This is a genomic window from Sphaerisporangium siamense, assembly GCF_014205275.1.
Classification (GTDB): domain Bacteria; phylum Actinomycetota; class Actinomycetes; order Streptosporangiales; family Streptosporangiaceae; genus Sphaerisporangium; species Sphaerisporangium siamense.
The window spans coordinates 1393459-1408459 of record NZ_JACHND010000001.1 but is presented as its reverse complement, the minus strand read 5'-3'; the positions used below and the strand labels follow the sequence as shown (position 1 = coordinate 1408459).

The following is a 15001-nucleotide window of genomic DNA, read 5'->3' as shown; positions in this document are numbered from 1 at the left end:
GGCATGGCAAGCGGGCCGCGTCGGGGAACCGGCGTGGCGAGCGGGCCGCATGGTGTGATGGCCGGTCGGCCCGTGCTCGGCGAGCTTCACGGCCGTAGCCCTGCCTATGCCCGAGTCGGCGCCGGTGATCACGGCGACGCGGTCATAGGAGGCGGAGGAGATCGGTGCGTCGGCCATCGGAACGCCTTTTCTGTATGTCCGTAATTACTATTTCGGCTTGCTGGCATATCTGCACTCGGGGGTCGTCGCCATACCGGCCGTCTACCAGGGGTAGAGCCGTTTGCCAAGGCTGGACGATCGGACGGGCTTCCGGCGGGACGTGGAGATGCCGTTTCAGGCCCCGGAGTAGGGGCAGCCGTAAAGAGTCCCCGGCCGATCCAGAGAAAGGAGCGCGTATGCCGACCGCACGAGAGATCATGATGCCGAACGTCGAGTGCGTGGAGGCCGACGAGACCGTCTTCGACGCCGCGGAGAAGATGGCGCGGCTCGACGTCGGCTCGCTGCCGATCTGCGGAACCGACAACAGGCTGAAGGGCATGCTCACCGACCGCGACATCGTGGTCAAGGTGCTGGCCAAGGGCAAGGATCCCAAGTCCTGCCTGGCGGGCTCGCTGGCGCAGGCCGAGGCCGTCACCATCGGCGCCGACGACGACGCCAAGGAAGTGCTCAAGACCATGGCGCACCACAAGGTCCGCCGACTCCCCGTCATCGACGGCCACTCGCTGGTGGGCATCGTCGCCCTCGCCGACGTCGCCCGCTCCCTCCCGGACGCCCCCGTCGGCGACCTCGTCGACGCCATCACCACCGACTGACCGTCCGCGAGCATCCACGCAGGTCCCCGGCGCGGCCCCGTCCGCCCGGGGATTCCGCGTGCCCGCGCCGTCCGCGCCCCTCCCGCCTCGTCGAGGAAGCGATGTGACAAGGCGAAACGCAGGGGTAGCGGGGCCTATGCGAAGAGCGGTACTGGTGGCGGCGGTGGTCGGTGCGGGGATGGTCGCCGCCTTGGCCGGGTGCGCTTCGGGGCAGGAGGCGGGGGTGGTGTCGGCGGCCGATCGGTTCGTCGCGGCGGTGCGGGGCGGGCAGGGGGAGGCCGCGTGCGCGCTTCTCGCGCCGGACACCGCGGAGGCGGTCGCCTTCGACGAGGAGACCGGCTGCGCCGAGGCCATCCTCAAGGTCGATCTGCCGGAGGGGAAGGCGGGCTCGTCCGGGGGGAGTACAAAGGTGGGCTCGTCGGGGGGAGGCGCGGAGCCCAACGGAGAGGACGGGCCGTCGGCGGGGGTGCGGGGAGCGGCGCAGGTGTGGGGGCGCGAAGCGCAGGTGCGGGTGGCGGGGGACACGCTCTTCCTGCACCGGTTCTCCCAGGGATGGCTCGTGCGGGCGGCCGGGTGCACGCCGCAGGGAGAGAAGCCGTACCTGTGCAAGGTGGAGGGCTGAGCGATGCGGACGGTCTTCACCCTCACGGTCGCGATCATCGTCGTCGGGCTCGCGTATTTCCTGGTCATCGGGCTGCTGCGCAGATGAGGACGGACGAGGGCGGATGAGGACGGCCGGTGCCACGGGGCGGCGGGCAGCGGGTGACGGTCGGTGCGGCCGGAGGGAGGAGGGGTGATGCGGCGGTTCGTCCGGGACAACGCGCTCAGTCTGTTCTTTCTGGTGATCTTCGTGGTGGCGCTGGCGGGGCAGTCGCTGGCCGGGAACGCGGCGTACAACCAGCAGCAGGTGGCGGACGGCGGCGCGCCGATCTCGTGGGCGTCCTACGTGACCTCGTCGGACTTCGCCGTGGACGTGGCCGAGAACTGGCAGTCGGAGTACCTGCAGTTCCTTCTGTTCATCCTGGTGACGGTCTGGCTGGTGCAGCGCGGGTCGCCGGAGTCCAAGAAGATCGGCGAGGAGGGCACGGGAAGCGACGCCGAGCAGCAGGTGGGGCGGTACGCGCCGGAGCGGGCCCCGTCCTGGGCCAAGGGGACCGGCCTGCGGCCGTGGCTGTACGGCAGGTCGCTGGGCGTGGTCATGGGCACCGTCTTCGTGATGTCGTGGCTGGCGCAGTGGGTGGCGGGGACCGCGAGCCACAACGCCGAGCGGCTCGCCCGGCTCCAGGACCCGGTGTCGGCGCTCGGCTACCTGGGCTCGCCGGACTTCTGGAACCGCACGCTGCAGAACTGGCAGTCGGAGTTCCTCGCCGTGCTGTCGATGGTGGTGCTGTCGGTCTACCTGCGGCAGCGCGGGTCGCCGGAGTCGAAGCCGGTCGGGGCCCCGCACCAGGAGACCGGCGAGGAGGGCTGACCTTCGCCGGCCGCGCCTGGCGCGGGCCCGCCGCCACGCCGGCCGTAAAGATGGCATCAAGAATGCGGTGGGCGGCGTAGAGAGGCCGTCAAGACTTGTAGAACCTCCGAAATCCAGCGATTTGCTTGCTTTGAGGCCGTCCGTCATGGACGTGCCGGAGCATGTTCGTCCGGATTTGAGGAGTAAGGGGATGGCCGACGTCATCTTCGTCGCCCTGACGATCGCGATCTTCGTGATCCTCGGGCTCGTCGTCAAGGCGGTGGAGCGCCTGTGAGCGCTGTCAACGCCGCCGGGCTGGTGGTCACCATCGCCCTCGTGATCTTCATGGTCGCGGCCCTGCTGTTCCCGGAGCGCTTCTGATGTCGTCGACGACCGCAGGGATCCTCTTCATCGGATCCCTGATCGTCGCCCTGGCCCTGACGCACCGGCCACTCGGCGACTACATGTACCGCGTCTACAGCGGGACGCGGCACCTCGCGGTGGAGCGCCTGATCTACCGCTTCGTCGGGGTCCAGCCCGACGCCGAGCAGCGGTGGAGCGTGTACGCCCGCTCGGTGCTCGCGTTCTCTGCCGTGTCCATCCTGTTCCTGTACGGCTTCCAGCGCCTTCAGGACAAGCTCTTCCTGAGCCTGGGCTTCCCGCCGGTGACCGACCACGTCGCCTGGAACACGGCGGTCAGCTTCGTCACCAACACCAACTGGCAGGCGTACTCGGGTGAGTCCACGTTGGGCCACCTGGTGCAGATGGCCGGCCTCGCCGTGCAGAACTTCGTGTCCGCCGCGGTCGGCATGTCCGTCGCGATCGCGCTCGTGCGCGGGTTCGCGCGCCGGCGGACCGAGAACCTCGGCAACTTCTGGGTGGACCTGACCCGCGGCACGCTCCGCGTCCTCCTGCCGATCGCGTTCATCGGCGCGGTCGCGCTGGTGATCGGCGGCGTGATCCAGAACTTCGCCGAGCCGCACGCCGTCACCACCCTGACCGGGGCGAAGCAGACGCTCACCGGCGGCCCGGTGGCGAGCCAGGAGATCATCAAGGAGCTGGGCAACAACGGCGGCGGCTTCTACAACGCCAACTCCGCCCACCCCTTCGAGAACGCCACCGCCTGGACGAACTGGATCGAGATCTTCGCGATCCTCGTGCTGCCGTTCGCGCTGCCCCGCACGTTCGGCCGGATGGTCGGCGACAAGCGGCAGGGCTACGCGATCGTCGCCGTCATGGGCGTGCTCGCCTGCGCCAGCGTCGCGCTGCTGACCGGCCTGGAGATCGCCCACAACGGGACCGTCCCGCAGGCGGTGGGCGCCGCCCTGGAAGGCAAGGAGATCAGGTTCGGCGTCCCGAACTCGGCCACCTTCGGCGCCGCGACGACGCTGACCTCGACCGGCGCGGTGAACTCCTTCCACGATTCCTATACCGCGCTCGGCGGCATGATGACGATGGTCAACATGATGCTGGGCGAGGTCGCGCCCGGCGGCGTCGGAGCCGGGCTGTACGGCATGCTGATGCTCGCGGTGATCACCGTCTTCGTGGCGGGACTCATGGTCGGCCGCACGCCCGAGTACATCGGCAAGAAGATCGGCGCGCGCGAGATCAAGCTGGCCTCGCTGTACTTCCTCACCACGCCGGTGCTCGTGCTCATCGGCACGGCCCTGGCGATGGGCTCGCCCGAGCGGCGCGCGAGCATGCTCAACGGCGGCCCGCACGGCCTGTCGGAGGTGCTCTACGCCTTCACCAGCGCCTCCAACAACAACGGCTCGGCCTTCGGCGGCCTCACCGTGAACACGCCGTGGTACGACGTCGCGCTCGGCCTGTGCATGGCGTTCGGCCGCTTCCTGCCGATCATCTTCGTGCTGGCCCTGGCCGGCTCGCTGGCCAGGCAGGCCCCGGCGCCGGTGTCGGTGGGCACGCTGCCCACGCACCGCCCGCAGTTCGTCGGGATGGTCGTCGGCGTGACGGTCATCCTCGTCGCGCTGACCTTCCTCCCCGCCCTGGCGCTCGGGCCGCTCGCAGAAGGAATCAAGTAATGGCAACCCCTGTGGTCCAGGCGCCGGGCCGTCCTCCCGTGCCCGCCAAGAACGCCAAGGTGGGCGGCGGGCTGCTCGACCCCAAGCAACTCGTCACCTCGCTGCCGGACGCGCTGCGCAAGCTCAACCCGGCCACGCTGTGGCGCAACCCGGTCATGTTCATCGTCGAGATCGGCGCGGTCTTCACCACCGTGCTCGCGATCACCCATCCGTCCGTCTTCGCCTGGGCGATCGTCGTCTGGCTGTGGCTCACCGTCGTCTTCGCCAACCTCGCCGAGGCCGTGGCCGAGGGCCGTGGCAAGGCGCAGGCCGCCACGCTGCGCGCCGCCAAGCGCGACACGATGGCGCGCAGGCTCGCCGGCTGGAGCCCCGGCCAGACCGCCCCGGCCGAGGAGAGCGTGGGCGCCGCCGAACTGCGGCAGGGCGACCACGTGGTCGTCGAGGCCGGGCAGGTCATCCCCGGGGACGGCGACGTCGTCGAGGGCATCGCCAGCGTGGACGAGTCGGCCATCACGGGCGAGTCCGCGCCGGTGATCCGCGAGTCCGGCGGCGACCGCTCGGCCGTCACCGGCGGCACGAAGGTGCTGTCGGACCGCATCGTCGTCCAGATCACGCAGAAGCCCGGCGAGAGCTTCATCGACCGCATGATCGCCCTGGTCGAGGGCGCGAACCGGCAGAAGACCCCCAACGAGATCGCGCTCAACATCCTGCTGGCCGCGCTGACGATCATCTTCCTGGTCGCCACCGCCACCATGCAGCCGTTGGCCATCTACTCCAAGGCGGAGAACCCCGGCATTCCCGACTCCCTCGCGCTGACCGGCGACGGCGTCACGGGCATCGTGCTGGTCTCGCTGCTGGTGTGCCTGATCCCGACGACGATCGGCGCGCTGCTGTCGGCGATCGGCATCGCCGGCATGGACCGGCTGGTGCAGCGCAACGTGCTCGCGATGAGCGGGCGCGCGGTCGAGGCCGCGGGCGACGTGAGCACCCTGCTGCTGGACAAGACCGGCACGATCACGCTCGGCAACCGGCAGGCGTCGGACTTCGCGCCCGCCCCGGGCGTCTCGGCCGCGGACCTCGCCGCCGCCGCCCAGCTCGCCAGCCTCGCCGACGAGACCCCCGAGGGCCGTTCGATCGTGGTCTTCGCCAAGCAGGCGTACGGCCTGCGGGAGCGCGAGCCCGGCGAGCTGGCCCACGCGGCATGGATCCCCTTCACCGCCCAGACCCGCATGTCCGGCGTCGACGTGGACGGCCGCCAGGTGCGCAAGGGCGCGGCCACGGCGGTCATGAAGTGGGTGCGCGACAACGGGGGCCACCCCACCGACGAGGTCGGCCACCTGGTGGACGGCATCTCGGCCTCCGGCGGCACCCCGCTGGTCGTCGGCGAGGTCGTGGGCGGCAAGGCGCGCGTGCTCGGCGTCATCCACCTCAAGGACGTCGTCAAACAGGGCATGCGCGAGCGGTTCGACGAGATGCGCCGCATGGGCATCCGCACCGTGATGATCACCGGGGACAACCCGCTGACCGCCCGCGCCATCGCCGAGGAGGCCGGCGTGGACGACTTCCTCGCCGAGGCCACGCCCGAGGACAAGCTGGCGCTGATCCGGCGGGAGCAGGAGGGCGGACGGCTGGTCGCGATGACCGGCGACGGCACCAACGACGCCCCCGCGCTCGCGCAGGCGGACGTCGGCGTGGCCATGAACACGGGCACCTCGGCCGCCAAGGAGGCCGGGAACATGGTGGACCTGGACTCCAACCCGACCAAGCTCATCGAGATCGTGGAGATCGGCAAGCAGCTCCTGATCACCCGCGGCGCGCTGACCACGTTCTCGATCGCCAACGACATCGCCAAGTACTTCGCGATCATCCCGGCGATGTTCGCCGCGGTCTACCCGGGCCTGGACGCGCTCAACGTCATGCGCCTGGCCAGTCCGCAGTCGGCGATCCTCTCCGCGGTCGTCTTCAACGCCGTCGTCATCGTCGCGCTGATCCCGCTGGCGCTGCGCGGCGTACGGTACCGGCCGTCCACGGCCGCCAAGCTGCTCAGCCGCAACATCTATCTGTACGGCCTCGGCGGCATCGTCGTCCCGTTCATCGGGATCAAGGTCATCGACCTGTTCGTCCACCTCCTTCCGGGGATGTCGTAATGGAACGTCTGCCAAGCTGGATCCGTCAGCACCTCGCCGCGCTGCGCGTCCTGCTCGCCCTCACCCTGGTCACCGGCGCGATCTACCCGCTGGTCGTCACCGGCGTGGCCCAGGCGCTGTTCAACGGCAACGCCAACGGCTCTATGGTCCAGAAGGACGGCAAGGACGTCGGCAGCGGCGTCATCGGGCAGTACTTCACCGACGCGGACGGCAACCCCGTCAAGAAGTACTTCCAGAGCCGTCCTTCGGCGGCCGGCGCCGGCTACGACCCGACCTCCAGCGCCGCGAGCAACCTCGGGCCCGAGAACATCGTGGACACCCTGCCGGTGCCCGGGGCCAAGGACGCCGAGGGGAATCCCGACACGGGCAAGCAGAGCCTGCTCACCCAGGTGTGCGCCCGCAGCAAGGCGGTCGGCGAGCTGGAGGGCGTCAGCGGCGCCCGGCCGTACTGCACGCCCGACGGGGTGGGCGCGGTGCTGAAGGTGTTCCCGGCCGTCGGGACGCCCGCCCGCGCGGTCAGCGTCAACCAGGCGTGCCCCGCCGTCCCCTTCGTCGCCGAGTACCGGGGTGTGAAGGTGGAGTGCGGCAGGCCCGGCGAAGATTACGCCGCCGGGCGCACGGTCGCGGTCCGGGGCACGGCGAGGGCGGTGGTGCCCCCGGACGCGGTCACCGCGAGCGGGTCCGGTCTGGACCCGCACATCTCGGTGGCCTACGCCGACCTCCAGGCGCCGAGGGTCGCGCGGGAGCGCGGCATGACGCCGGAGGCGGTGCGGGCGCTGATTCGGGAGAACACCACGGGCCGCGCGCTCGGCTTCATGGGCGAGCCCGCGGTGAACGTCCTCGGGCTCAACCTGGCCCTCGACCGGGCGAAGGGGTGAGCCGCAGGGGGTAAACCAGATACAGGCGCATAAAGATAGGAAGGGATGGGTCGATGAACCCGGTCCGCGGCCGGTTGCGGATCTATCTCGGCGCGGCGCCCGGCGTCGGCAAGACCTTCGCCATGCTGGGCGAAGGCCACCGCCGCCGCGAGCGGGGAACCGACGTCGTCGTCGGGTTCGCCGAGACCCACGGCCGCCGCCGCACCGCCGATCTCCTTGAAGGACTGGAGACCGTCCCCCGCAGGACCGTCGTCTACCGGGGGGCGAGCTTCACCGAGCTCGACACCGACGCGGTGATCGCCCGGGCTCCGAAGCTGGCGCTGATCGACGAGCTGGCGCACACCAACGTGCCGGGCTCGCGCAACGCCAAGCGCTGGCAGGACGTCGAGGAGATCCTCGACGCCGGGATCGACGTGGTCTCCACCGTCAACATCCAGCACCTGGAGTCGCTGAACGACGTCGTCCGGCAGATCACCGGGGTGCCGCAGCGCGAGACCGTGCCCGACGAGGTCGTGCGAAGGGCGGACCAGGTGGAGATCGTGGACATGGCCCCCGAGGCGCTGCGCCGCCGCATGGCCCACGGCAACATCTACCCCCCGGAGAAGATCGACGCCGCGCTGTCGAACTACTTCCGGGTCGGCAACCTGACGGCGCTGCGCGAGCTGGCGCTGCTGTGGGTGGCGGGAAAGGTCGACGAGCAGCTCGACAGCTACCGCGCCGCCCACGGCATCTCGGGCACCTGGGAGGCCCGCGAGCGCGTCGTCGTCGCGGTGACCGGCGGGCCCGAGGGCGACACGCTGATCCGCCGCGCGGCGAGGATCGCGGCCAGGAGCAAGGGCGCCGACCTGCTGGCCGTCCACGTCACCCGCTCCGACGGGCTGAACGGCGCCGACCCGGCGAACCTGCTGCGGCAGCGCACGCTCGTGGAGAGCCTCGGCGGCACCTACCACCAGGTCATCGGGGACGACATCCCGCACGCCCTGGTGGACTTCGCGCGCGGTGTCAACGCCACACAGCTCGTGCTCGGCGCCTCACGCCGGGGGCGGATCGCCTCGCTGTTCGCGCGCGGGGTCGGCGCCACGACCACCGTCCTGTCCGGGGCCATCGACGTCCACATGGTCACCCACCCGGAGGTCAGCAAGGGACGGCGCCCGATGCGCAGGGCCGCGCTGACCGGCACCCGCAGGATCATCGGCTGGGCCATGGCCGTGCTGATCCCGCCCCTGCTCACCGGCGCGCTGCTGCCGTTCCGCGGTGAGCTGGCGCTGCCGAGCGAGATCCTGCTGTTCCTGTTCACGGTCGTCTGCGTCGCCCTGGTGGGCGGCATGTGGCCCGCGGTGACCGCGGCCGTGGCCGGGTTCCTGCTGCTCAACTACTTCTTCACCCCGCCGGTGAACCAGTTCACGATCTCCCAGCCGGAGAACCTGCTCGCGCTCGGCGTGTACATCCTCGTGGCGGTGATGGTCAGCGCCGTCGTGGACCTGGCGGCGCGGCGCACCCGGGAGTCGGCGCGGGCGAGCGCGGACGCCGAGGTGCTGTCCACCCTGGCCGGGCACGTGCTGCGCGGTGAGGCGGCGCTGCCGTCCCTGCTCGCCCGGCTGCGCGAGACCTTCGGCCTGTCGTCGGTGACGCTGCTGGAGCGGGTGGGCGACCCCAGCCCGGACGACTACTCCGAGCCGGAGGCGTGGCGCGTCGTCGCCATCGCCGGCGCCGCCCCCTGCACGGCCCCCTCCGTGGCCGACACCGACGTGACCATCGACGAGGACCTGGTGCTCGCGGTGAACGGACGGCTGCTGGACGCCTCCGACCGCAGGGTCCTGGAGGCGTTCGCCGCCGAGGCGGCCATCGCGCTGCGCCAGGAGCGGCTGCGCGAGGCGGCCGAGCAGGCCAGGCCGCTGGCAGAGGCGGACAAGATGCGCACGGCCCTGCTCGCCGCCGTCAGTCACGATCTGCGCACGCCGCTGGCCTCGGCCAAGGCGGCGGTCGAGAGCCTGCGCAGCACGGAGGTGACCTGGAGCGAGGAGGACCGGGGCGAGCTGCTCGCCACGGCGGACGAGTCGCTCGCCAAGCTGGACCGGCTGGTGGCCAACCTGCTGGACATGAGCCGTCTGCAGGCGGGCGTGCTGGGGCTCAGTTCGGAGCCGACCGCGATGTCCGAGATCGTGCCGCTGGCGATCGACGACCTCGGCCCGGTCAGGGACCGCGTGGAGCGGGACATCCCGGCCGGCCTGCCCGAGGTGGACGCCGACCCGGCGCTGCTGGAGCGGATCCTGGTCAACGTCATGGGCAACGCCGTCCGCTACAGCCCCCCGGACGCCAGGGTGCTCGTCACCGCGAGCGCGCACGGCGGCCAGGTGGAGATCCGGGTCATCGACCGGGGCCCGGGGATTCCCCCCGAGGACCATGACCGGGTCTTCATGCCCTTCCAGCGCATGGGGGACCGCGACAACCACACGGGCGTGGGGCTCGGCCTCGCCCTGTCCCGGGGACTGGCCGAGGCGATGGGCGGCACGCTCGTGCCCGAGGAGACGCCCGGCGGCGGGCTCACGATGGTGATCGGCCTGCCGATCGCACGGCGGGCGGTGACACCGCTGGAGGAAGGCGCGTTTATCGGTGACACGGCGGGAGACAATGCGAATAGTCACCTGTGAATACTCTATGTCACTGAATCGCGGAGCCTGATAATGATCAAGACCATTCTCGTCGCCCTGGCGCTCGCCGTCGTCGCGCTGATCACCTTTGGTCTCGTCTCCGGCTTTCGGGAGTCGTCCTCCCGGGGCAAGACCAAGCGTCGCTGACGCGCACGCGAAACGCCTGCCCTCGCGCGCGGGGGCAGGCGTTCGTGTCTCCGGGGTCAGTCGCGCCGCACCCTGCGGCGGGCCGGCAGGCGCCAGGCCGCGACGACCACGGCGGCGCCCGCGACGGCCCCGGCGACGATGATCCAGGTGGGTGCGCTCCCGCCGGTGGAGGCGGCGGGCGACGCGGGCGCGGCGGTCGGCGGGGCGGTGGCCGGCGCCGAGGGGGCGGCGGAGGGCGGCTTCGGGGCGCCGAGGGCGTCGACCAGTTCGGCACTGATCGGGTCGCCGTTCAGGACGGGATCCCCGGCGCGCACCGGGCCGGTCCCGAGGGCGACCTGGCGGTTGCCCATGCACAGCCCGGTGTGCAGGGGCACGCCGGGGTCGGGCTGCAGCATGCCCGTCTTCTCCGCGGAGGCGAAGACGAGGTACCGGCCCCCGGTGGAGAACCGGTAGCCGCACGCGGGGCTCTCGGCGTTGGACGCGACCCGCACCTCGGTGACCGGCTCCCCCTTGTAGACCTGGTCGGGGCGGAACGTGTAGACGATCGGCGGCGTCGGGCCCGCCGGGTCGCCCTCGACCTGCCGTGCGGCCACGACGGTCCCGGTGAAGACGGCGGCGGAGAGCCGCATCTGGTCGGCGGGCTTCAGGTCGCTGCAACTGCAGGCGCAGGCGGTGCCGGGGGCCAGTACGACGAACCCCGCCACCAAGAGCAGTACGGCCAGCACTCGATGTCCCATGGCCCTGAAACGTACCCATGCCGTGTCCGGTTCGCCCCGCGCTGGGCCTGATCCGGCGGCCGGGCCGGCCCGAAAGTTCTTCGGCCCCGAAAGTTCGGGGCGGTTTCTTCGTCCGCGAAAGTTCGGGCCGGAAGCCGCGGGGTGTTCGTGGGGTCCGCGTGACGGCGTGAGCCTCTTGTCCGGCTTCGGCGGGGCGTTCGCGGGCGTGCCTGTGGGGGGCGCGGCGGGCCTCGTCGCGTCGCCCCTCGATGAGCCGCCGTCCCCGCTCCGCTCGGGGACCAGTACGGCTGACGAGCCATTATTGGGTCTACTCTAAAGTTTCTTTACTTATTAAGCTCATGTCGTGGATCTAGAAGTGCGTCATCTGCGTGCGGTCTGCGCCATCGCGGACCACGGGAGCATCTCCAAGGCCGCTGCCGCGCTGAAGACCTCCCAGCCGTCCCTGGCGGCTCAGCTTCGGCGCATCGAGTCGATGTTCGGCAGCCCGCTGTTCGAGCGCGGGCGCGAGGGAGCGACGGCCACGCCACTCGGCGAGTGGGTGCTGGCCCGATCTCGCTCGCTGCTGCCCGCGTTCGAGGAACTGCGGCGCGACGGAATGAGGTTCGCCGGCCGGAGTGTCGTGCGGGTGGGGTGCATGTCCAGTCACCTCGCCCTGCACATCATCGGCACCCTCCGGGAGCTTCTTCCCGACGCCGAGGTGAGCATGCGGACGGAGGAGGCGATGGACGTGCTGCCGAGCCTCCTGCGTTCGCAGCGGCTCGAACTGGCGACCCTCGCCGACTACCCCGGCCTCCCCCTCACACCGCCCGCCGGCGTCGGATACGCCCCGGTCGCGTGGGAGCCGATCTTCGTCGCCGTGGCCGAGAACCATCCGCTGGCCGCGCACCAGGAGATCGAGCTGGCCGACCTGGCCGACGAGGACTGGTCGCTGCCGGTCATGATCGAGGTCGGGCATCGGGAGCATTTCTCCGACGCCTGCGCCAAGGCGGGATTCGTCCCGAAGATCGGCTGCGAGGCCACCCTCAGCGTCGCGGTGGACCTGATCGCCGCATCGCGGTGCGTCGGGATGTTCCAGGCGACCAGCAGAGGCTACCCCGGCATCGCCATCCGGCCTCTGGCGGGTACACCGCTCAGCTTCCGCCACCTGATCGGGTGGACGGAAGCCGGGCCCGTGGACCCGCAGATCTCCGAGCTCGTGACGGCGGTACGGCGCGCGTACTGGGCGGACGCCGAGAAGGCACCCGTGTATCAGGACTGGCTCAAGCGACACGGACCCCTTCCTCAGCCCCAGGCCCAGGACCCCTATAGCGCGATCGTATAGGAAGCTGTGGGGTTACCCCCCTCGCATCGTGAATGTCACGGTGTGCTTCAGCCCCGGCCGGGCTCCTCCCCTCAACCCCCCAAGGGACAGGAGTCACAAGGAGTGAAATCCCCACTTAAGAGGTCGGCCTCGCTAGCTGTACTGGCTGCAGCGGCCCTGGCCTCGTCAGCACTCGCGGGAGTGACCACAACGTCGGCTTCCGCGGCCAGCGCCCCGGCTTCACCGAGCCCCCAGGCGCGCGCACTCGCCAGCGCGGCGAGCGCGCTCACGACGTACTCGGCGCAGCTGCACGCGACGCCGCAGGACAAGTTCGCGCTGTCCAAGTCCATCTCCGGGCTGCGCGGCATTCAGTACCTGACGTACAACCGCACCTACGCGGGCATCCCAGTGCACGGTGGCGAGGTCGTCATCTCCACGGACGCCAGCGGGCAGGCGGTGCAGGCGGTCAGCAACGGCATCGAGTCCGAGCTGCAGGTCGCCAACGTGCCCAAGCTGACCGCCGCCAAGGCCGCCGCCACGTCGCGCGCGCAGCTGGCCAAGGTCGAGTCCGTCGGCACGCCGAAGCTCGTCGTCCACGCCCTTCTGGCCAAGCCCGCCCTGACGTGGGAGACCGTCGTCACCGGCGTCAAGAAGGACAACGCCCCGAGCGTCCTGCACGTCTTCGTCGACGCCGCCACGGGCAAGGTCGTCGACTCCTACGACGAGGTCAAGCACGGCTCCGGCAACGGCTACTACAACGGCCAGGTCACCATCCAGACGAGCGGCTCCGCCGGCTCGTACTCGATGACGGACACCACCCGTCCGGGCCTGCGGTGTGGCGGCCAGGGCGGTACGGCCTACACGAAGAGCACCGACTCCTGGGGCACCGGCTCGGGCACCAACCTCGAGACCGCCTGCGTGGACGCGCTGTACGCCGCGCAAAAAGAGTCGGACATGCTCAAGGAGTGGCTGGGCCGTAACGGCATCAACGGCAGCGGCGGCGCCCCGCCCGCCCGCGTGGGCCTGAACGACGTCAACGCGTTCTGGAACGGCAGCTACACCAACTTCGGCCACAGCCAGGACAACCAGCGCCAGGCCACGCCGATGGACGTCGTCGCCCACGAGTACGGCCACGCGATCGACCAGTACACGGGCAGCACGGGCAGCGGTGGCGAGGGCGGCGGTCTCGGCGAGTCGACCGGTGACATCTTCGGCGCGCTGACCGAGTACTACGCCAACAACCCGAACGACCCCGGGGACTACCAGGTCGGCGAAGAGGTCAACCTGGTCGGCAGCGGCCCGATCCGGTACATGTACCAGCCGTCGACCAACGGCGACCCCAACTGCTGGACCAGCGCGATCCCGAACACCGAGGTCCACAGGGCCGCCGGTCCGCAGAACCACTGGTTCTACCTGCTCGCCGAGGGCACCAACCCCGGTGGCGGCAAGCCGAACAGCCCGGTCTGCACCGGCCCGTCCTCGCTGACCGGCATCGGCATCCAGAAGGCCGGCCAGATCTTCATGAGCGGCATGAACCTCAAGAGCGGCGCGCGGACCTACGCCAGGTTCCGCCTGCACTCGCTGACGGCCGCCAAGCAGCTGTTCCCCAACAGCTGCACCGAGTTCAACGCGGCCAAGGCCGCGTGGACCGCCGTCCAGGTTCCCGCCCAGTCCGGTGAGCCGACCTGCACGATCACCACGCCGAACAACGACTTCAGCTTCTCGCTGAACCCGACCTCGGCCACCACCGAGGCCGGCCAGGCGGTCACGACCAACCTCAGCACGACGGTCACCTCGGGCAACGCCCAGTCGGTCACCCTGCGGGCGAGCAACCTGCCCACCGGCGTGACCGCGACGTTCACCCCGGCGACCATCCAGTCCGGGCAGACCTCGTCGCTGCGGCTGGCGACCTCCTCCGGCACCCCGTCCGGCACCTACCAGATCACGGTGACCGCCGACGGCGCGGACATCGACAAGACGGCGACCTTCAGCCTGACGGTCGGCACCGTGAACCCCGGTGACAACGACTACAGCGTCACGCTCGACCCGTCCTCGGCGAACGTCAACGCCGGCCAGTCGACGACCACGACGCTGAGGACCCAGGTCACCCAGGGCTCCGCCCAGTCGATCACCCTGTCGGCCGCCAAGCTCCCGGCCGGCGTGTCGGTCAGCTTCTCGCCGCAGTCGATCACGGCCGGTGGGACCTCCACGGTGACGATCAGCACCACCTCGGCCACCGAGGCGGACACCTACCCGATCACCATCAACGCGGACGGCGCCAACGTCGACCGGACGGCGAGCTTCAACCTCACCGTCGGCGGCGATGGACCGGGTGAGACCACCTGGAAGGAGTGGACCGCCTACACCGCCGGCCAGACGGTGACCTACCAGGGCGTCTCCTACCGTTGCCTGCAGTCGCACACCGCGCTGCCCGGCTGGGAGCCGCCGAACGTCCCGGCTCTCTGGCAGCGCGTCTGATCTCCGAGGGCGGGCGGCCTCCTCGCTCGGCCGCCCGCTCGCGGACACCCTGACCACATGACGTCGCCCCGGCTCCAACTCCGCAGGAGCGGGGCGGCGTCGCCGAACCGGGCGGAGCCGTGTCCGCCCGGGGAGGAGTCAGGGCGGCGTACCTCGCGGGGGGGCCGCCGCCTTGACTCCTCCACTGACAGCGAATCCCACGCCCGGCCGCCGAGCGGCCGGGCGCACGGCTGCCCGGTGGAAGCCCGTGGCCTCGCCCGAACCCCCCGACCCCGCGAAACCCACTCTTAGCTGCTGCATCACCGTCACATCCAGCAAAATATCCAAGATGGTATACGACGGTCTTATGCAAACATGGG

12 protein-coding genes are annotated in these 15001 nt (G+C 70.7%); 11 read left to right on the top strand and 1 reads right to left on the bottom strand.

Translation table 11 applies throughout. The annotated features are described in order from the left end of the window. The first annotated feature begins 395 nt into the window (after positions 1-395). From BJ982_RS06475 to BJ982_RS06435, 9 genes are all read left to right on the top strand, one after another. Complete coding sequence (locus BJ982_RS06475) at positions 396-812, top strand: CBS domain-containing protein (protein ID WP_184877521.1); 417 nt, start codon at positions 396-398, stop codon at positions 810-812. 136 nt (positions 813-948) lie between these two features. After that, positions 949-1434, top strand: coding sequence for a hypothetical protein (locus BJ982_RS06470; RefSeq protein WP_184877520.1), 486 nt, complete (start codon positions 949-951; stop codon positions 1432-1434). A gap of 174 nt (positions 1435-1608) precedes the next feature. Beyond that, on the top strand, positions 1609-2283 hold the full coding sequence (locus BJ982_RS06465; RefSeq protein WP_184877519.1) for a DUF6766 family protein: 675 nt from the start codon (positions 1609-1611) through the stop codon (positions 2281-2283). 145 nt (positions 2284-2428) lie between these two features. Then, positions 2429-2557, top strand: coding sequence for a hypothetical protein (locus BJ982_RS39030; protein ID WP_260413732.1), 129 nt, complete (start codon positions 2429-2431; stop codon positions 2555-2557). Then, positions 2554-2643, top strand: coding sequence for a K(+)-transporting ATPase subunit F (kdpF, locus tag BJ982_RS06455; protein ID WP_184877518.1), 90 nt, complete (start codon positions 2554-2556; stop codon positions 2641-2643). Before BJ982_RS39030 ends, kdpF begins: the two co-directional genes overlap by 4 nt. Beyond that, positions 2643-4304, top strand: a complete 1662-nt coding sequence (kdpA, locus tag BJ982_RS06450) for a potassium-transporting ATPase subunit KdpA (RefSeq protein WP_184877517.1) — start codon at positions 2643-2645, stop codon at positions 4302-4304. Before kdpF ends, kdpA begins: the two co-directional genes overlap by 1 nt. Next, positions 4304-6451 carry a potassium-transporting ATPase subunit KdpB gene (gene kdpB / locus BJ982_RS06445; RefSeq protein ID WP_184877516.1) on the top strand — a complete coding sequence of 716 codons (2148 nt, stop codon included), beginning with the start codon at positions 4304-4306 and terminating at the stop codon, positions 6449-6451. The genes kdpA and kdpB overlap by 1 nt, the downstream gene beginning before the upstream one ends. After that, positions 6451-7329 (top strand): potassium-transporting ATPase subunit C, encoded by an 879-nt coding sequence (locus BJ982_RS06440; protein ID WP_184877514.1) that lies wholly within the window; start codon positions 6451-6453, stop codon positions 7327-7329. Before kdpB ends, BJ982_RS06440 begins: the two co-directional genes overlap by 1 nt. A gap of 53 nt (positions 7330-7382) precedes the next feature. Then, a complete protein-coding gene (locus tag BJ982_RS06435; protein ID WP_184877512.1) occupies positions 7383-9980 on the top strand; it encodes a DUF4118 domain-containing protein in 2598 nt (865 codons plus the stop codon). A 203-nt stretch (positions 9981-10183) separates the two neighbouring features. On the opposite strand, the gene BJ982_RS06430 is transcribed toward BJ982_RS06435, so the two are convergent. After that, entirely contained in the window at positions 10184-10864 is a 681-nt protein-coding gene (locus BJ982_RS06430) for a hypothetical protein (protein WP_184877510.1), read from the bottom strand. 355 nt (positions 10865-11219) lie between these two features. Between BJ982_RS06430 and BJ982_RS06425 the strand changes: the two genes are divergently transcribed. Together BJ982_RS06425 and BJ982_RS06420 are read left to right on the top strand one after the other, a co-directional pair. Continuing rightward, the gene (locus BJ982_RS06425; protein WP_184877508.1) at positions 11220-12185 is read left to right on the top strand and encodes a LysR family transcriptional regulator; all 966 of its coding nucleotides are present in this window, start codon (positions 11220-11222) and stop codon (positions 12183-12185) included. A gap of 180 nt (positions 12186-12365) precedes the next feature. Continuing rightward, positions 12366-14642 (top strand): M4 family metallopeptidase, encoded by a 2277-nt coding sequence (locus tag BJ982_RS06420; protein WP_239123452.1) that lies wholly within the window; start codon positions 12366-12368, stop codon positions 14640-14642. Positions 14643-15001: the final 359 nt, after the last annotated feature.